The sequence below is a fragment of the Aliiroseovarius sp. YM-037 genome (assembly GCF_048060095.1).
Taxonomy (GTDB): Bacteria; Pseudomonadota; Alphaproteobacteria; order Rhodobacterales; family Rhodobacteraceae; genus JBLUOA01.
Genome location: NZ_JBLUOA010000001.1, coordinates 1,232,779 through 1,250,165 on the forward strand (window position 1 = coordinate 1,232,779; position 17,387 = coordinate 1,250,165).

Genomic DNA, 17,387 nt, shown 5'->3' on the forward strand with positions numbered 1-17,387 from the left:
AGGGTGCGCCGCGGCCTATTCTGGTCTTTGATGAGGTGACGATTACTTGTCGTCTTCGTCCTCAGATGCGTCTTCGCCAGCTTCTTCTGCGGATTCAATCGCTTCGGCGGATGCCGGGGCTTCCTCAGCCAGATCGTCAAGCTGTGCGGCGCCGATATCGTCAAACAGCTCCTGAATTTCGAATTCAGCTTCTGCTTCTTCCTCAGCGGCGAGTTCCTGGATGGATTTGCCGGAGGCTTGCAGTTCAGCTTCTTCGGGGGAGCGTGCGACGTTCAGCTCAATCGTGACGTCAACTTCGGGGTGAAGCGTGACGGTAACGGGGTGAATGCCCAGTTCCTTGATCGGCGCGGCCAGTGCGACCTGCTTGCGATCCACGGTGAACCCGGCTTCGGTCGCAGAGTCGGCTGCGTCACGGGTGGTGACAGAGCCGTAAAGTGCGCCGGAGTCCGATGCGGAGCGAATCACGATAAAACGCTGACCGTCAAGTTTCGCGCCGAGCGATTCAGCCTCTTTCTTGGTTTCGAGGTTGTTCGCCTCAAGCTGGGCTTTTTGCGCTTCAAAAGCCTCGATGTTGGCTTTCGACGCGGACAGGGCTTTCTTCTGCGGCAGAAGGTAGTTGCGGGCGTAGCCCGACTTTACATCCACCACTTCGCCCATCTGACCAAGCTTTGCGACACGTTCGAGAAGGATAACTTGCATGATGCTCTCTCCTTACTTCACGGCGTAGGGCAGCAGGGCGAGGAAGCGAGCGCGTTTGATGGCACGGGCCAGTTCGCGCTGCTTTTTCGCTGATACGGCGGTGATACGGGACGGCACGATCTTGCCACGCTCAGAGATGTAGCGTTGCAGAAGGCGCGTGTCTTTATAGTCAATCGCAGGTGCGTTATCGCCCGAGAAGGGGCAGACCTTACGACGGCGAAAAAATGGTTTTGAAGCCATGGTTTACTGTCCTTTCTTCAAGTCGATCAACGACGTTCGCGACGGCCGTCGCGTTCATCGCGTTTCTGCATCTGGACGGACGGGCCTTCGCCGTGCTCATCAACCTTGATGGTCAGGACGCGCATCACGTCGTCATGCAGCCGCATCAGGCGTTCCATTTCCTGAATCGCCGGTGCCGGAGCATCGGTTTTCAGAAAGGCGTAGTGGCCCTTGCGGTTTTTGTTGATTTTGTAGGCCATCGTTTTGACGCCCCAGTATTCCTGGTCAACCAGCTTGCCGCCGTTGTCCGTAAGGACGGTGCCAAAATGTTCGATAAGGCCTTCGGCCTGAGCGCCGGACAGATCCTGGCGCGAAATCATAACATGCTCATAAAGGGGCATGCGAACTCCGATCATGTTCAAGCGCATTTCAAAGGGCGGGGGTCAATCCTGTCCGCGACCCACCCACGAGAGGCTGCGCAGTTCTAAGTTAGCTGCGGAAGGAACGCGGCCTTATATGCCTCAACCGGACACGTTGCAAGCGCTGTTCGCGGGCTGGCTGCTGCCGCGAATTTGATGCAGCCGTGCCTAATTCTTGTCACGATCCGGATGCAGTCTGCGCGGAAGTTCACGGAGGAGAACCCGACCATGACAGCGAATTGCGACATCGCCATGTCAAAGGATCAGCCCAACGAGGCTGCGCAGACCGACGAGACCTATTGGGGCTATATCATCCGCCCCGATAACGGGCCGGGTCTGCACACTCAAATCAAACAAGCCGTTTCTGGTTTGCTTGGCCTTGCCGCTGTCGGCGCCGCCGTTGCGTTCTGGGCATTGCCCGGCGCGTTCTTTTCCGACGACGTTGCGTTGTTCAAGATGGTCGCTTCGGTCATTGCCGTTTGTGTCGGGGTTTTCCTGCTGTGGTATGCGTCTGCTGGCAGCACGTATGAGCTTCACGTCGACACCAGCCGAAATGAGCTGCGCGAGATGCTGCGCAACAATAAAGGCCAGTCGCGCCTGCACCGCCGGCATGAGTTCAGCGACATCGGCGAAGTTTTTGTGACAAATGATGGAACCGAAGACCGCATGAGCGCGTTGATGCTGCGGATAGGTGAAAGCGAACAAGCGATTGTCGCCGCGCGGGCATCGAAGGATGAGCTTCGCGCCCTGAAAGACCGACTGACCAAGGATTTGGCACCGATCGCCAACGTGATGCGCCGCGAAGGACAAGCGCGCAAAACGCCAGAAGGAATTACTACGCCGGATGGAGCAGGCCTACCAGCCTGACAAAACCAACCGGACTGGGTGAGGCGGCTCGCGAAAGCGGGCCGCCTATTTTGTTGGTGGGCTGTTCATCGCCGAACACGAGGTGTTGATCATTGGGGAATTGCTTTTGGAGGCTCGGATTGGTCGATTGGTCGGGATGATCTACAACCCAAAGGAACCTTCGATATGAAATCTCTGCTTCTTGCCGCCGGTCTTGCGACCGTTGCAACCTTCGCCGCAGCTGAGCCCGCGAAATACAACCTCGACCCGAGCCATAGCCAGATCGTGTTTACCTATAACCACCTCGGCTTTTCGACGACCTACGGCATGTTCTCAGGATTTGAGGGTGAGGTCATGTTCGATCAGGAGGCGCCCGAAAACTCCTCGGTCAGTGTAACGATGCCGGCGCGCAGCATGTTCACCGGCTGGGAAAAGCGGTTCGAGCACTTCATGTCCGAAGATTTCTTCGGTGCAGATGAGGACGAGGTCATAACCTTCACTTCCACGGGCATCAACGTCACTGGCGAAGACACCGCAGAGATCACCGGCGATCTGACGCTGAACGGCGTAACGAAAGAGGTCGTGCTGGATGCAAAGTTGAATCAGGCCGGAGAGCACCCGCAAGCGGGCAAAGCCTGGGCCGGGTTCGACGCGACGACGACCCTGTTGCGCAGCGACTACGAACTTGGCAAATTCGCGCCGTTCGTATCGGACGAGGTCGAAGTCATGATCTCAATCGAAGCCGGCGCCGCCGAGTGAGTTGACCGGACTTCCGATAACAGCCGTCCGAGGGAAACTTCGGGCGGTTTTTTGTGTGTTTGCGATGTTGTTGATCCGCGGATCGGTCGTCACAGGTTCAACGGGGGCGCAGCTTCGCAGGTGAACTGCCGAACCGTTGCTTGAACAACTGCGAAAAGTGCGAAGGTGACACGAACCCCGTTGCCGCCGCGATCTCGGATACCGACAAATTCGTCTCAACCATCAGGCTTCTTGCCCGATCCAGTCTGAGATTCTTGTAGAACGCATAGGGCGTCGAATTCATGTGGATTTGGAATTGCCGTTCGATTTGCCGACGGGAATATCCTGTCATTTCCGCCAGGTCGTCGATGGAGTAGGGCGTTTCAATATTTTCCTGCATTGCCATGACGATGTCGATCAGGCGTTGATTTCGGGTGCTGAGCGATAGTGCGACGGAAGATCGCTGTGGCTGCCCTTGGGGTTTTCCGGCACCTCGAAGGCTCATATCCGCGACCATGTGGGCGAAATACTGGCCGAACGACTTTTCGATGAAGTCGATCATCATATCGCCCGCCGCGGCCCCTCCGCCGCTGGTTATCAGATCGTCGTCGACTTCGAAATTGTTCAGGCTGGGATCAAGGTTGGGGAACATTTCCCGAAACGCAGGTTGGTTTTCCCAGTGAAGGGTAAAACGTCTGTTGTTCAACAATCCGGCCCGCGCAAGTGTCGTGGCGCCGGTGCAAACGCTTCCGTATTTGCCACCGAACCGTGCGTGTTTGCGGATTTCGGTGATCGTCTTGTCCGAAGCGGCCGCTGCGCCGTTGTTGCCGGAACAAATGATGATGTAGTCGGATTTGCTGCGATCCCCCAACGATCCGCTCGCCGCGACCTCTACGCCGCAGGACGCCGCGACGGCACGTCCGTTTTCCGAAAGGACCGTCCATGCGAACAGAGGTTGTTGCGAAAGTTGATTGGCGATCCGAAGCGTGTCGACCGCAGAAGAAAACGCCGACAGCGTGAACTCCGGCAACAACAGGAACTGGAACGACCGCGTCTCAACCGGTGTCGAAACCGGGAAGAAGGCAGCGCCAACCGGTACATTTTCGCGCGTCATTGTGGTGGTCTGATCCGCCGTTGTTAGAGGTTGCTGCCGCTATTCTAGCCGGTTCGGTTGGCATCTTCCACATCGGCCGATTGGCTGCTTGTCGGGGGCCGTTCACCGAAAGCCTAACCGAACAGTCAGGCATTAGAACTCGCCAGCTCACCTACGCTGTTAGTTCGTCTAGGCGCATGTTTTTTCCGCACGTTTAGGCAGGCGCATTTTATTACGCCCAGCACCGTTTCACAATTTACTGTAGCACGCCGGGCAGGCTCAGATCACCCGATGCGACATCAAAAACATCTGTGACGCATAAAAGCGGCGCATGGATATTTGCGTTGACCCGCAAGGCGGCGGTGACGCCGTCATACCCAACGCCCTCAAGTGCTACGTTGCTGGAGAATCCGACGGTCACGCTGATCTCTGGCCCGTCGAACAGCGGTGTGAATCCGGGGCTATCGAGGAAAATCGGCAGGCCCGGCCAAGTGGCGGGCATACGGGGTGTTTCACCTTCCGGAATGTCCCGCACGGCCAACGCGCCGTCACCGCAGGCTTCTGTCGGGGTCAGCACAACCCAGTGGCTATGCCAGATCAAGCCATCGTTGGAGGGGTCGCCGTCCCGATCCTCATCGACAAGAGGGGTGTCGTCAAAATCAGGATGGCTGGTCGCGGCCAGCGCAAGAATGCCGGTTTCGCCTTCAAACCCGACGGCGGAGGGGTCAAGCGATGTCGGCCAGACGTAAGATTGAACCGGCGCACCACCCACGGCGCCCGTCGGGTCGGGCGTCTCGGCTCCAGCAACGCCGTTTGTCGTCATGTGGAACGTCACCTGATTGGCGCTGCGATGCGCGTGTGCGGCGAGAATGTCGAACGGCGCGACGATCACTTCGTCAGCCGGCGAAAGGACTGCGCCGTCCTGGCTGATGGCATGGTCTGCATGGCTGTCATCGGCCAGCGCGGCTGGCGGTATCAGCAGCAGGGTGAGGATCGGGAGGGTTGGCTTGAACATGGGTTGGCTCCTTCGATGGAATTGAGGTGTTTCTTTATAGTAGCGAGTCGCTATTATTGCAATAATAATTTCGAGTCGCTATCGTACCTCCATGAACCTAACAGATCAGACCCGTGCGCTCATCACCCGCCTTGCCCGACTGGAAGCCGCCGATGGCTGGACTGGCGATCTGAACCCTGCGCAGCGGGCGGCGCTGGACTATCTTGCCAAAGCAAATCGGTTTTCCCGATCGCCCTCGCATGTTGCCGACTTCCTTGGATCGACACGTGGCACGACCTCTCAGACGCTCAAGGCGTTGGTACGAAAGGGATATGTGGCAGAAGAGCCTGCGACGGCTGACAAACGCTCCATCAGCTACGAACTGACCGATGCCGGGCGCGAGGTCACCTCTCAACACTCGCTTTTGCGGTCCTCTCTTGACGGGCTACCGGATCGCGAGGTGATCCGCCTTGCCGAAACGCTGCAGAACGTTCTGGGGGCCGCTACAAGGCAGAACGGATCAAAGCCATTCGGGATTTGCAGGACATGCCAACATTTCCAGGCGCAAAACTTGGGAGGCCACTGCAAGCTATTGCAGGTGGCGCTACTCCCTCACGAGATCAGCCAGATCTGTCATGAACAGGTGCCGCAATGACCAAGGCATCGGAATACGTGGTGCAGGGGGTGTTCGTGGGGCGGGCCACGGCCCGATGGCCGGGACGCCCACCATCCGCCATTCACAAGTCGGCTGTGGACGCGCCGCAATCGTTGGGGCTGCATGGGTTTGAGAACGACCAGCAGGCTGATCTGGCGGTGCATGGCGGGGCGGAGAAGGCGGTTCATCACTACGCAGGTGACCACTATGCCGCATGGCAGGCGGAAGGGTTGATGAAGCCGGGCACCCATCCCGCCGCCTTCGGTGAAAACATATCAACAGTCGGACTTGTGGAGGAAGACGTCTGCATAGGCGACATATTCCGCTTGGGAAGAGCTCTGGTTCAGGTGAGTCAGGGACGGCAACCATGCTGGAAACTGAACGCACATACCGGCCACGACAACATGGCCTATCAGTTCCAAAAGACCCGCAGGACGGGCTGGTACTACCGGGTTCTGGAAGTAGGAAAGGTTGCGGTCGGTGATCAAATCTCCCTGATTGAGCGGCCTCAGCCGAAATGGTCAGTCGCCGAGGTGACCCACCTACGGCTAACCAAACGAGTTAGCCCTGCCGACGCTGCTGTCTTAGGAGACATGCCAGAGCTTGCAACCGGATGGCGAACCGCATTCGCCCGGATGGCTGATGGCACACTTGATGAGGATACTAGCAAACGGCTCGGTTTCTGAGTTGCGGTGAACCGCGGCGGCCGCCGGTCAAGTGCTGGCGTGAACCACGATGATCACCGGAATTCTCATCGGTTGGCTGCCTGCCATGCTGCTTTTGAACGGCGTAAGCTGAGGGGATACACCCCCTATCTAAGTAGGTCTCTTACACACAGCCGATGACCTCGGTGGCGATGCCATGTTCCAGAGCATCTTCGGCCGAGAGCAAGCGGTGCCCGAGCTTAAGCTCGCGGACGTCGGCTTCGGTCAGATTTGTGCGGCGGGCCAGAATGCTGACCGAGCGTGCTTCGGTCTTTTCCCACCGTTCGGGAAAGCTGTCGAGTTCGGTCCGGTCGTTTGAACTGGTTATCACCCTGAGCGTGACCGGATGAATCTGCATCGTGCTGCTACAGCTTATGTTCCGGTTCGCGCCAGCCAGAAATACGTACATGGCCGCCGAATGGGCGCTGCCATAAACTGTGGTGGTCAATCTATTCTCAGTGTCCACAAGCCGGAGTGCCTCGTAGATTCCATGGGCTGTTGTGGGGCTGCCGCCGGGTGAGTTGATGACGATTTCCTGAGAATAACCCCCTTCGAGGCAGGGGATAACCGTATTGAAGATTTCGCCGGTGAGCCCCCACTCGATCGCGCTGTCGAGGACGAAACGCCTATGCTTCCCGGTGCATTTGAGGTTGTCCTGCTCCTCCTCCTCAACGTCAGACGGCTCCATGGCTGCCATCGCGGTGGACGTTTCCCCGACAAACCAGTTGATGGTGACTATGCCGAGAAGCATAAAAGCAAGGGCTACTGTAAATTTTTTCATCGACTCCACCACCTAGAGGAACAGATTCCCGAAAATCGCTATTCTACAGCACTGTTAAGCCAAGTATTTCGGTTCGGGTTCTGATTTTTTGAAGCCTCAAGTTAACTAGCAAAAGCTGCCGAAATTAAGCTGCGAATATGGCAATATTGCGGTTCGACCTATTATCTTGTCGGACGGAGAAATAGACTGCCTACCCATAGCGTTCCTCGCCCCCCGTCTTTCCACAACAATGTCTGAAACCTGACACATTCTCGGGCAACTAAGCATGCACGAGTTGCGCTTAATTTGACACCACACCCAGCATAGGAAATCGACCATGGGCCTCTTCTCCAAACTTCGCAAATCTGCCCCTTCTGCCAATGACACTCTTGCCAAGGCCGTATTGGTTCCGTCGGTGATGACCATGATTTCGGATGGAAGCGTCGATGATAGTGAACTGGCGCAACTCGCCAACTTATGCAGCTTCAGCCCTATCTTTGCGAGGCAGTCCCCGGATACGGTTTTGGCCATGATCAAAGATGTCCTCGGAGAACTGCAATCCAGTGACATACAAGCCATGATCGATCGGACAAAAGGTCAGCTGACCATGCCCATGCGCGAGACCGCCGTATTGTTCGCGATGCGCATCGCGATTGCCGACGGGCGCGTCGACGAAGGTGAGCGCAAAGCGCTGCTCGTTCTTGGCCAGCAATTTGAAATCCCGGAAAGTACATTCTTTGTGATGTTTGATGTAATTTCGATGCTGCAGCGGGCTCCGGAAAGCGTAAGTGCATGACGACCGACGGGAAAGACCAAGATCTCAATTTTTCGGTCGACATATTATTCAGTGAGCCGTTGCAGTTTGAGTTGGATGAGATCGTTGCCGCGGTCAACGAAGATTTCCCGACCTGCCAGATCAAAGATGTTGGAATAAACCCTTCTAATTCTCTGAAAACAGACAATCCCATTCTTGCCGCGTTGGAACCCGTAGAGGCGCATGACGGCCAGATGATTCAAATGATCGGCATTGGCTTTCCGGATGAAGAATTCCGCAACGCTGACCACACGGAAACGATCTGGCGTTCCGGCGGGTTTGGGAAAGAAGCTTTGGCTAAACACCAAAGCTATCTCAATGTTTCGGTGAAGGCAGTTAACGGTTCTCTCGCCGCGCGGTTCCGGGCGGCGCGGTTGCTGAACGCTGTGACTGCTGTGTTTGCGCAATTGCCGATCACATTGGGTATCTACATAAAATGGGGCGCTCATTTGGTATCGCCTGATCATTGGCAAAATGCAGCAGAGCAGGCGATGACCGGCGACTGGCCACTTACGACTTGGCTGTCCTACCGGGCCGGATGGGACGCGGGACCAGACCGGTCGAGCCAATTTGCCGTTGGTTATACGACAGGTCTAAAGCAATTCCTGCCCTACGAACTTCAGATCGAAGCGGCACCTATAAAACCAACCGATGTTATTCAAATGTTGGCTGCAGCAGCTTGGATGCCGTTGCAAGGCGGTAGCGTCTACGAGGACGGCAATACCGTCGGGGTTGAGGAGGGTGTGAGATATGTCTTACGTCAGCCGCGTAACCCCGATGATTCACCTGGCGACGTATTTGTCTTGCTGCATCCTGATAGCCCGGTTGATGAAGTAGCTAAATTCGGCAAGCGTCCGAGCAAAGCTCGGTATCACCAGGCATAGGCGAGTCGAGTGAGCGCTCCAGCGCAACGCAACTTCGGGGCATCGATGTCCTCATACTGCCTCGTAGAGAACTCCAACGTCTTGATTTTCGCAGCACCTGGTCTTTTGTCTTGCCGATGTCCCCCCCGCGTCAGCGAGATGAGCGTCGATCACCGCTTCAGGCGATTTGCATTCTTCTCACCGTACGGGAACGCACGTTCCGGATTTGAATTCGGACTCAACGTTTTGTCTCCAGCGGAGGCCCATAACTGTGTCGTGAATGTCTTGTTGAAATTTTAAGTAGTCTTGAGACCTTCCTTCTCCCTGATGTTCAGCCAGCCAGACGCCTGATATAACTACGCCAGCACCCGCGCCGGATCGAAGGGCAGGTCCGCCAGTTGGGTCCGGTCCGTGCGCGCGATGTCGGGATACGAAAGCGGGTCGTGTGCGGTCCCGTCATCGTCGCCTTGCCATCCCGTCGCGAAGCGCCAGGATTCAAGCAGCAGCGTCCAGACGACATCAAGTTCCGCATCGTCGCGCGGACCGAAGATCAGCGGTGTGCCGCTTTTCGGATGCGGCTCGCCCCAGCCTTTCGCATAAGCTTCCTGCGCGACGTGTTCGGGCAGCGTCATGTGGAAACTGCCGTCATGGATAGGATGGATATGTGCGAACTCCGGGCCCTTCTGGAACGCCTTGGCCGGTCCGTTCGCATGGTCATCGGAGAGCAAGAAACCCCGCGGCACGGTCGAACAGGGTTTCCTACAAGCCCTCTGGCGCGTTCTGCGAAATTTGAGTGTGCGGGTTCGGGCCGTCGATGGAGGGTGCCGATCCTGCACGTTCGGGGAGTGTAAAGCTGTGATGGGTCATTTGGTGTCTTCTTTCGATTGAGTGGAGGTCCCGGGCCGAGAGGGTCAGGCGGCCATCAGTGCGACACAGCTGGTCTCTGCCTTGAGTTTTGCCATGAGGGCAGACAGGGCATCGCGATAAAGTTCGCCGGTCAATTGGCCCTTGGCGTCGAACTCGCCGTCCGGCCTTGCGATCATGACCTCCGGTCCGGTCAGAAGCCTCGGCTGAAACGGGTTGAGCGAGAGACGCAGCGCATATTGCGCCCTCGCGCCGCCGGAGCGACCCGCAGCCGCTGACATGATCGCGACGGGCTTGTCCGCCCAAGGGTTTCCGTCGACCCGACTCACCCAGTCGAGCGCGTTCTTGAGAACGTCGGATAGCGACTGGTTGTATTCCGGGGTCGAGATCGCGACCGCGTCGGCAGCGGCGATCTGGTCGCGTAGCAGTTGAACCTTGGCTGGAACGCCGGTCCGGTCTTCGACATCGCCGTTGTAGAGCGGCAGGTCGAGATCGGCCATGACGGGGTTACCATCGAAGAACCCCGCGGCCTCGATGACGAGTTTGCGGTTGTAGGAACCGCCGCGCAGCGATCCCGATATGAGAAGAAGGTTCATCTGTGTCATGTCGTCTTCCTTTCCATTCAGATGTTCAGGCTTGGGGCGCTGCCGGGGCCTGTGGGGCAGGGGTAGGTGCGCCCCGTTGCGCGTGTTGGCCGAGCCAGACGCTGACGAGGACGAGGGCCATGCCAGCGGTCTGAAACGGGCTGAGCGTTTCACCGAGGATGCCGAGACCGAGCAGTGTCGCGGCGACGGGGCTGAGAAGCCCGAGCGGAGCGACCGTCGAGGGCCCGAGCCGGGCGATGCCGCGGAACCAGAAGAAGTAGGTCAAGGCGCCGCCGATGAGGCCGAGATAGGTGAAACCGAGCACCGCGCCGGTATCGAGCGGCGGCAGGGTCGGTTCTGCCCAGAGCGCGACCGGTAGCAAGAGCAGCCCGCCCGCCGTCAACTGCCAGGACGTGAAGGTCAGGGCGGGGACCGGCGGTTGCCATTTCCGCGTCAGCACAGTGCCGAAGGCCATCGAGATCGCGCCGCCAAGCGCGGCCAGAATGCCCACCCAGTCCAGTGCGGCACGCGGCGTAAGGACCAGCAGTGCCACGCCGAGGATACCACCGACCCCGGCGATCACTGCCGCCGGTCGGATGTTCTGGTCCAGAAACAGTTTCGCGAGATAGAGCACGATCAGGGGTTGGATCGCCCCCACCGTGGCGGCAACACCGCCGGGCAACTGGTAGGCGGCGACGAAAAGTAGCCACCAGAAAATCGAGAAGTTCAGCGCCCCGAGAACGAACGATCGGATCAGCCATTTTCCCTGCGGCAGCACTTGCGTAAAAAGCAACAGGAGGAGGCCCGCAGGCAGCGCCCGCAGCATCGCCGCCGTCAACGGGTAGCCGTCCGGCAGCAGTTCGGTCGTGATGATATAGGTGCTGCCCCAGATCGCCGGGGCGAGCGCCGTCAGAATGAGGTCGATGGTGCGGGACATGACAGTTTTTCTCCGTTGCATTAACGCGAGAAAGGCTTGGAGATTTCTTCGGCACGCTCTGCCTGGGTCAGGCCGATATCGTCGAAGCCCTCGGATGTAAGCCTGGCAAGGTTCTGGCGGGTCGTATGATTACGAAGCCAGCGGTGCAGGATCTTCTGCAGCGTGCTCCCTATCATGGGATGTGAATTGCGTTGTGATGCGGACGTAGTTTGATGTGTTGTATGTTGTGCATACATCTGTTTTCTCCTTTATCTTGACATCAAGATAATATTATTTCTCTTGAGGTCAAGATATATGCCCGTTACCCTCGTCTTCATGGACGCTGTGGACAAAATCCTGGTGCAATGGCAGCAGGCCCGGCCCGATCTAGACGTGACGGCGATGGGGCCGGTCGGGCGGCTGTCGCGCGTGTTCCACCACAATGCACGGCGCATGGGCGAGACTTTCGGGAAATATGGACTGAATGCCGCCGGGTTCGACGTGCTGGCGACACTGCGCAGGTCTGACCCACCACACGCTCTGTCACCCGGTGACTTGATGGCCTCGATGATGATCACCTCCGGCACCATGACCAACCGGATTGAGCAGCTAGCCAAGGCAGGGTTGGTCAAACGCACGACCGATCCGAAGGACGCCCGCCGGGCCGTTGTCGAACTGACCGTCAAGGGATTCGAATTGATCGAAGCCGCAATCGCGGATCACGTCGTGCGGCAGAAATTGCTGTTGTCAGTCCTGTCGGAGGGCGAGATCGAACAACTCGATTCGGCTTTGCGCAAGCTGATGCAGGCGGCGGAACACGAAAATGATTGAGGGTGATCGCAGCAAACGGTCGATATCGCAGGTGCCACAAAGGGTTGAGTTTTGACCGTTGAGGCTCAATAGCGGACTTCCTATGACGAGATGATAACGATCCGCAGCGCAAGACCTTCCAGCCGCACGAATCTTCGTGGTATAAAGAATGTCCGCGTCATGGTGACACCACCGGCTGGCGGCCACTGACGGGACAGTCGCGTATGGGATCATGACAGGCGGCAGTATTATTAGACGAGTATACACCGCATTACCAAACTAGCGCTCCAGAAACGTTCAGCATCGCCTTCAGGGCTAAGACTTTAGTCTCTGGAAGAATCTGGTCCCTTCACGCAGAAAAGGTCTATGCTGAATCGATGGTTCCAATATCCCCTGACCCGCCGCTTCGTGTTGGTCGGCGGATTCGTGATGGCGATTGCCGCGTTAATACTCGGCAGCTGGGTCACCTTTCGTATCGAACGCGGCGTAGTGGAGAATTTTGCAACTTCTGCAGCCCTCTATATGGAGAGCTTCATCTCGCCTGTCAGCCACGAATTCACTAATGCTGATGGCCTAACAGATCCGTCTCGCACGGCATTGAGAGACATCTTCCTGGATTCAGCGCTTGGTGCAAGGGTTGTGTCTTACAAAATCTGGGGAGTTGGCGGGGAAATTATTGAGGCGTCCAATTCAGCACTGGTCGGGCAGGTCTTCGACCTCTCCGACGATCAGCTGGCTGCGTGGAACGGCGCGATAGCCGCTTCGTTCGAGGACCTCAACGATATCGAAGACGCAGGTGAGTCGGCGCTGGGCATCCCGTTATTGGAAATCTACAGCCCGATTATTGACCCTTGGTCAGGTGAAGTCATCGCTGTCGCAGAGTTCTACGAGGACGCGTCTGATCTGGCGACGGATATTCGAAGCGCTCGCCTCAACACTTGGCTAATCGTCGCCGCCGTGTTCGTTGGCAGTTCCGCTCTTCTGATCGGGGTGGTCGAGGCTGGCAGTCGGCAAATTGAAAGCCAACGGACCGAACTGAGTAACAGGCTTGTAGAAGCTGAGCGATTGTCGCAACAAAACGAGGACCTATCGCGTCGTGTGCGATTGGCCGCACAAAGATCGACCGCACAGGCGGACCGGGTCATGCAAAGGATTGGGCAGGAGCTGCATGACGGTGTTGCCCAGCACCTCTCGCTGGCGGGGCTTCGCTTGATCGAGGCCGAAACGAAAGACAGCAAAGACGCGCAGACCGTTCGCGCCTCACTGGATGCCGCCATGCAAGAGCTAAGGGCCATTTCCCGCGGCCTTTCGCTGCCGGATATTGAAAGCCTGACACTTGGCGAAACGCTCCACCGAGCGGCAGAAGATCACATAAGGGCGTTCGGGGGTGAGGTTGAGCAAAAGATAGACCAACTCCTGAACGTGCCTGCGCCCCATGCGACGAAACTCTGTTGCTATCGCTTCATTCAGGAAGCGCTCTACAACGCCCACAAGCACGCAAACGCTGACTCGGTCACATTGGTCGCTGAACGACAAGGAACGGATGTTGTCCTGTCCTTAACCGATGATGGCGCCGGATTCGATCCTGACGATCACGCGTTGGTTCGCCAAGACGGCGGTCAAGGCTTGATGGGTCTGCGCGATCGCGCCGAAACCCTTCGCGGGCGTATAAAGGTCGTTGCAGCACCAGGGAACGGAACGGCTGTCTCCCTCGAACTCCCAATCTCGGAGGCGATACAATGACGACACGGGTTTTGGTTGCGGATGACCATCCGATATTCAGGGATGGTTTAGTCAAAAGCCTTGAAGAAACAGGCGAGTTCCGCGTCGTCGCAACCGCATCTTCCGCAGATGAGGCCGTCGCCATGGCAAAGGCCAGGAGTCCGGATTTGGCGCTCCTTGACCTTTCAATGCCAGGGAATGGCCTGTCGGCGCTGGCCGAAATCCTGGCCGCAAAGTCAGCGGAACATGTTGCGATGCTGACTGTCTCGGAAGAAGACGATGACGTGGGCAAAGCACTGCAATCGGGTGCCTCGGCCTATATTCTCAAGGGCGTTTCGGCGACCGAACTCAGGCGCATTCTAAATGGGGTTGTTGCTGGGGAGGCTTATGTATCGCCCGGATTAGCCGCAAGAGTCTTGAGCCTGATGACATCACCGAAACCCAGCACCGAAACCTCACCTTTCGATGATCTCACCAAAAGGGAGGTCGAGATACTCCAGCTCGTCTCGAAGAGTCTGAGCAACAAAGAGGTTGCGCGAGAGCTTCACATTCAGGAGAAAACCGTCAAGCACCACATGACCACAATCATGAGCAAGTTGCAGGCCCGAAATCGTGTTGAAGCCGCATTGATGGCGCGCGACCAATGGGGTCGCGACAGGTAAGGCCGCGGCACCGGAAGCCTTGGATCATTGCCGCGCCTTGCGCGTTCGGAAAGCTCTTTATCCGGCCTTGCCGGTCTTTTTGAAGGTCGCATTAAACGCAACTGTCACCCGTTCGCCATTGGCCTCGTTGGGATAGACCCAATGCAAAAGGTAAGATGGGAACAGGATGAGGTCTCCGGGAACCGGACGTAGTTTTTTCTTAATTCTGAAAGGGGGTGCGTCCAGTAGCCGCCAATTGGGCAGGTCAGATCGCGGATCGAGAAATTCGATCATCCCCGAGTCGCCCTTTTCGATCTGGGGTTGCGCGACGTAATAGACTCCGGACCAATGCGCTCCCGGATGGGTATGCGGGGCATTGAACCCGCCTGTAGGGTTCATGTTCATCCACGCGAAGAGCTTCAACTTCAGAGTCTTCGGGTCGACCTTTGCGCCGATCTTTGATGTCGCATCAACCACAGCATCGACGGCCAAAGTGTTGAGCACCTTGATAGATGCAGCCGGGTTATTGAATAGATTTCCTTCCGAGTGCCATCCGCCCTTGTTGGATTTTGAAACGCCGTCTTTTTTCGAACGGAGTGAATGGCCTTCTTCCAACAACGCGGCGTTCAACTTTGTATGTTCTGGAAAATGGAATCTGAAAAACGGCGTCGCGAAGATTTTTTGGTACTTTTCTGACTGCAAAAGCATGAGAGATCCCGAACATTATGTTGCACCCTCGGAGAAAACCTCCGAGGGCACGTCTTGGGCTAGATATTAGTTGCCAGAGGGCCATCAATCCTCCGCATCCTCGGCATCATCAGACTCGCTGTCGTCATCCTCGTCATCGTCCTCCTCGTCGTCGCCTTCGTCATTGTCGTCCTCTTCGTCATCATCCTCGTCGTCGCCTTCGTCATTGTCGTCCTCTTCGTCACCGTCCTCTTCGTCACCGTCCTCCTCATCGTCGTCTTCCTCATCGTCGGAAAAGGACGCCCGGATTTCGAAGCGCGTCAGTTCGCCATCGTCATCACGATCAGCGCGAAGAACTATATCTTCAGCTGTGTTCTCGCCGAAAACCTCAATCAACTCCGAAAGGGATAAATTGCCATTTCCGTCGGTATCGATGTCCGAAAAGGAGCGGCTTTGTCCAAATGCAGGTGCGGACGCAACAGCACAAAGCGAGCTGGTTAGAAGCAGGTGTGAAAGTTTCATGTAATTTCTCCAGATTTGTTGCCCGCCGAGTTCTAACGGCACGCCCTATGCTGACTGTTCTAATCTGAAGACAACTATGCTTCATCGGATGAGGGTCGGGAATCCAGAACAAATAGGTCTGATCGACAGTGGTACTAAAGTCTGACTATTTGCAGACCTGTCAATGTCAGCTCAACGACCTATGCGGGGTTCGCCAGAGGCTGGTCCGTCTCAGTTACGCGGCCATACCGGGATCGTTCCAGAACTGCCCACAATATTGCTTGGACAGTTTGAGGTGCCCTAGATTTTTAGATGCTTTGCTTGATAATTTTGGAAGCAAAGGACAACGACTAGAAGATGGTGTAATCGGTGATACTGCGAACATTGCCAGCCGTCTTGAGCACCTGACGCGCAGCCTATATTCGCCGCTTGTCGTCAGCGACGAGATGTTGCGGAGGGTCGATCAGACGACATTCAGTTCACGGCCGAACCCACCAAAGCCAAGGATAGCCTGACCTACACACCAATGATTGCCCTTTTTACGGCGGCAGCACTGATGGCAATCGCCGTGACATCGGTCACGCTTGGCACCGTCTTTGCGGGGCGATCCATCGAGCGGTTCATCTCGATATTCATGGTCCTGCTGGGGTTGCAGAAGCTGCAGGATGTCGAAAGGTTTGCCACCATGTTCCTGAACTATGACCTGCTGGCGCAGCGATGGGTGCGGTACGGCTACGTTTACCCATTCGTGGAAACAGGGGCTGGCCTGTTGATGATGGCCGGTGTGCTGACTTGGCTCTCTGCGCCTGCGGCATTGGTTGTCTCTGGGATCGGGGCTGTAAGCGTGTTCAAAGCAGTTTACATCGACAAAAGGGAAATCAAATGTGCCTGTGTCGGTGGCGATAGTAAGGTGCCACTGGGTTTCGTTTCACTGACCGAGAACCTGCATCTGATCGGCATGGCGCTTTGGGTGCTCTCAAAGCTGTGATGAGATAGCGTTTGACCCTCCACCTGCTGGAAGGTGTAGCACCTGACGAAACACTGGGACTCAAGAGAAGATATGAAACTTATCTACGCCATAGCAGTGATACTAGCAGTTGGTGCGGTAGGCTACGCATTCTGGCCAACAACCGAGCCGATCGTTCAATCTGGCCCAACTTCCAGCAGCGGTGACACAGCCTTGGCTGAGGTCATTCTCCCCGATACATTTTCGGATAATGCACGGATTGGTCGGTTGGCGTATGAAGCAAAATGTGCGTCTTGCCATGGTATCAATGCGGTTGGGCAGGATGGTGTTGCACCGCCTTTGGTTCATAAAATCTATGAGCCAAGCCACCATGGCGATGAGAGCTTTCAGCGCGCAGCGGCTTTGGGTGTACAGGGACACCATTGGCCGTTTGGAAATATGCCGCCCGTGGACGGGATCACACGTGGCGATGCGGCTATGATCATCGCTTACATCCGCGAACTACAACGGGCCAACGGGATCAACTGATCGCCATGGAGGGACAAACAATGAAACAGACCATGCTCACCGCGATGATGGGATTGTGGGCGACGGGTGCATTTGCGCATTCACCGCTTGAGGCCACGATACCTGCAAACGAGTCCATCATTGCGGAGGCGCCATCAGAGATTGCGATGGATTTCAAAGGTCACATCCGACTGACACGGGTCAGCATGACACATGCAGATCACCCAAGCGTTGACCTTGATCTGGAGGGCTTTGACGGGTTCATCTCTGACTATGCCATTCCTCTTCAATCCATGGGATCGGGTGTCTACCTGATTGAATGGCGTGGTCTTGGTGTAGACGGCCATGCCTTGAACGGGTCCTTCAGCTTCACGGTCGAATAAC

At 56.6% G+C, this 17,387-nt stretch carries 24 protein-coding genes; 12 read left to right on the forward strand and 12 right to left on the reverse strand.

The window, feature by feature from the left end; all coding sequences use genetic code 11:
• Positions 1-42: 42 nt before the first annotated feature.
• From rplI to rpsF, 3 genes are read right to left on the reverse strand one after another with little or no spacing between them, the layout of a single operon-like run.
• The gene (rplI, locus tag ACEWPJ_RS06035; RefSeq protein ID WP_416511690.1) at positions 43-699 is read right to left on the reverse strand and encodes a 50S ribosomal protein L9; all 657 of its coding nucleotides are present in this window, start codon (positions 697-699) and stop codon (positions 43-45) included.
• A 12-nt stretch (positions 700-711) separates the two neighbouring features.
• Complete coding sequence (rpsR, locus tag ACEWPJ_RS06040; RefSeq protein WP_039018159.1) at positions 712-939, reverse strand: 30S ribosomal protein S18; 228 nt, start codon at positions 937-939, stop codon at positions 712-714.
• Positions 940-965: 26 nt separating this feature from the next.
• A complete protein-coding gene (gene rpsF, locus ACEWPJ_RS06045; RefSeq protein ID WP_416511692.1) occupies positions 966-1,319 on the reverse strand; it encodes a 30S ribosomal protein S6 in 354 nt (117 codons plus the stop codon).
• Positions 1,320-1,565: 246 nt separating this feature from the next.
• Between rpsF and ACEWPJ_RS06050 the strand changes: the two genes are divergently transcribed.
• Together ACEWPJ_RS06050 and ACEWPJ_RS06055 are read left to right on the forward strand one after the other, a co-directional pair.
• Positions 1,566-2,204 carry a hypothetical protein gene (locus tag ACEWPJ_RS06050; protein WP_416511694.1) on the forward strand — a complete coding sequence of 213 codons (639 nt, stop codon included), beginning with the start codon at positions 1,566-1,568 and terminating at the stop codon, positions 2,202-2,204.
• Positions 2,205-2,369: 165 nt separating this feature from the next.
• Complete coding sequence (locus tag ACEWPJ_RS06055; protein WP_416511695.1) at positions 2,370-2,942, forward strand: YceI family protein; 573 nt, start codon at positions 2,370-2,372, stop codon at positions 2,940-2,942.
• Between the two features lie 97 nt (positions 2,943-3,039).
• On the opposite strand, the gene ACEWPJ_RS06060 is transcribed toward ACEWPJ_RS06055, so the two are convergent.
• On the reverse strand, positions 3,040-4,035 hold the full coding sequence (locus ACEWPJ_RS06060) for a GlxA family transcriptional regulator (protein ID WP_416511696.1): 996 nt from the start codon (positions 4,033-4,035) through the stop codon (positions 3,040-3,042).
• 235 nt (positions 4,036-4,270) lie between these two features.
• Positions 4,271-5,029: a hypothetical protein gene (locus ACEWPJ_RS06065; RefSeq protein WP_416511697.1), complete on the reverse strand. Its 759-nt coding sequence runs from the start codon at positions 5,027-5,029 to the stop codon at positions 4,271-4,273.
• 91 nt (positions 5,030-5,120) lie between these two features.
• Here ACEWPJ_RS06065 and ACEWPJ_RS06070 point away from each other — a divergent pair, with 91 nt between their 5' ends.
• Positions 5,121-5,663: a MarR family winged helix-turn-helix transcriptional regulator gene (locus tag ACEWPJ_RS06070; protein WP_416511698.1), complete on the forward strand. Its 543-nt coding sequence runs from the start codon at positions 5,121-5,123 to the stop codon at positions 5,661-5,663.
• On the forward strand, positions 5,660-6,349 hold the full coding sequence (locus tag ACEWPJ_RS06075) for an MOSC domain-containing protein (RefSeq protein WP_416511699.1): 690 nt from the start codon (positions 5,660-5,662) through the stop codon (positions 6,347-6,349). Before ACEWPJ_RS06070 ends, ACEWPJ_RS06075 begins: the two co-directional genes overlap by 4 nt.
• A 142-nt stretch (positions 6,350-6,491) precedes the next feature.
• On the opposite strand, the gene ACEWPJ_RS06080 is transcribed toward ACEWPJ_RS06075, so the two are convergent.
• A complete protein-coding gene (locus tag ACEWPJ_RS06080; RefSeq protein ID WP_416511701.1) occupies positions 6,492-7,148 on the reverse strand; it encodes a ClpP family protease in 657 nt (218 codons plus the stop codon).
• A 316-nt stretch (positions 7,149-7,464) separates the two neighbouring features.
• Between ACEWPJ_RS06080 and ACEWPJ_RS06085 the strand changes: the two genes are divergently transcribed.
• On the forward strand, positions 7,465-7,923 hold the full coding sequence (locus tag ACEWPJ_RS06085) for a tellurite resistance TerB family protein (protein WP_416511702.1): 459 nt from the start codon (positions 7,465-7,467) through the stop codon (positions 7,921-7,923).
• A complete protein-coding gene (locus ACEWPJ_RS06090) occupies positions 7,920-8,825 on the forward strand; it encodes a DUF4261 domain-containing protein (protein ID WP_416511704.1) in 906 nt (301 codons plus the stop codon). Before ACEWPJ_RS06085 ends, ACEWPJ_RS06090 begins: the two co-directional genes overlap by 4 nt.
• A 335-nt stretch (positions 8,826-9,160) precedes the next feature.
• On the opposite strand, the gene ACEWPJ_RS06095 is transcribed toward ACEWPJ_RS06090, so the two are convergent.
• From ACEWPJ_RS06095 to ACEWPJ_RS06110, 4 genes are all read right to left on the reverse strand, one after another.
• Positions 9,161-9,532 carry a hypothetical protein gene (locus tag ACEWPJ_RS06095; protein ID WP_416511706.1) on the reverse strand — a complete coding sequence of 124 codons (372 nt, stop codon included), beginning with the start codon at positions 9,530-9,532 and terminating at the stop codon, positions 9,161-9,163.
• 183 nt (positions 9,533-9,715) lie between these two features.
• Positions 9,716-10,273 (reverse strand): NADPH-dependent FMN reductase, encoded by a 558-nt coding sequence (locus ACEWPJ_RS06100; RefSeq protein ID WP_416511708.1) that lies wholly within the window; start codon positions 10,271-10,273, stop codon positions 9,716-9,718.
• A 25-nt stretch (positions 10,274-10,298) separates the two neighbouring features.
• Positions 10,299-11,189: an EamA family transporter gene (locus ACEWPJ_RS06105; RefSeq protein WP_416511709.1), complete on the reverse strand. Its 891-nt coding sequence runs from the start codon at positions 11,187-11,189 to the stop codon at positions 10,299-10,301.
• A 20-nt stretch (positions 11,190-11,209) separates the two neighbouring features.
• Positions 11,210-11,425, reverse strand: coding sequence for a DUF1127 domain-containing protein (locus tag ACEWPJ_RS06110; protein WP_416511711.1), 216 nt, complete (start codon positions 11,423-11,425; stop codon positions 11,210-11,212).
• Between the two features lie 58 nt (positions 11,426-11,483).
• Between ACEWPJ_RS06110 and ACEWPJ_RS06115 the strand changes: the two genes are divergently transcribed.
• The 3 genes from ACEWPJ_RS06115 to ACEWPJ_RS06125 all read left to right on the forward strand — a co-directional run bounded on the left by ACEWPJ_RS06115 (position 11,484) and on the right by ACEWPJ_RS06125 (position 14,362).
• Positions 11,484-11,999, forward strand: coding sequence for a MarR family winged helix-turn-helix transcriptional regulator (locus tag ACEWPJ_RS06115; protein WP_416511712.1), 516 nt, complete (start codon positions 11,484-11,486; stop codon positions 11,997-11,999).
• Between the two features lie 408 nt (positions 12,000-12,407).
• Entirely contained in the window at positions 12,408-13,721 is a 1,314-nt protein-coding gene (locus ACEWPJ_RS06120; protein ID WP_416511714.1) for a sensor histidine kinase, read from the forward strand.
• Positions 13,718-14,362, forward strand: a complete 645-nt coding sequence (locus ACEWPJ_RS06125) for a response regulator (protein WP_416511716.1) — start codon at positions 13,718-13,720, stop codon at positions 14,360-14,362. The genes ACEWPJ_RS06120 and ACEWPJ_RS06125 overlap by 4 nt, the downstream gene beginning before the upstream one ends.
• 57 nt (positions 14,363-14,419) lie before the next feature.
• Here ACEWPJ_RS06125 and ACEWPJ_RS06130 read toward each other — a convergent pair whose 3' ends face one another.
• Both ACEWPJ_RS06130 and ACEWPJ_RS06135 read right to left on the reverse strand, forming a co-directional pair.
• Complete coding sequence (locus tag ACEWPJ_RS06130; protein WP_416511718.1) at positions 14,420-15,049, reverse strand: TIGR02466 family protein; 630 nt, start codon at positions 15,047-15,049, stop codon at positions 14,420-14,422.
• Between the two features lie 84 nt (positions 15,050-15,133).
• A complete protein-coding gene (locus ACEWPJ_RS06135) occupies positions 15,134-15,550 on the reverse strand; it encodes a hypothetical protein (protein WP_416511719.1) in 417 nt (138 codons plus the stop codon).
• Between the two features lie 505 nt (positions 15,551-16,055).
• On the opposite strand from ACEWPJ_RS06135, the gene ACEWPJ_RS06140 reads away from it, so the two are divergent.
• From ACEWPJ_RS06140 to ACEWPJ_RS06150, 3 genes are all read left to right on the forward strand, one after another.
• A complete protein-coding gene (locus ACEWPJ_RS06140; protein WP_416511720.1) occupies positions 16,056-16,517 on the forward strand; it encodes a MauE/DoxX family redox-associated membrane protein in 462 nt (153 codons plus the stop codon).
• Positions 16,518-16,589: 72 nt separating this feature from the next.
• Positions 16,590-17,024, forward strand: a complete 435-nt coding sequence (locus tag ACEWPJ_RS06145) for a c-type cytochrome (RefSeq protein WP_416511722.1) — start codon at positions 16,590-16,592, stop codon at positions 17,022-17,024.
• 20 nt (positions 17,025-17,044) lie between these two features.
• The gene (locus ACEWPJ_RS06150) at positions 17,045-17,386 is read left to right on the forward strand and encodes a copper resistance CopC family protein (RefSeq protein WP_416511723.1); all 342 of its coding nucleotides are present in this window, start codon (positions 17,045-17,047) and stop codon (positions 17,384-17,386) included.
• Position 17,387 lies beyond the last annotated feature (1 nt).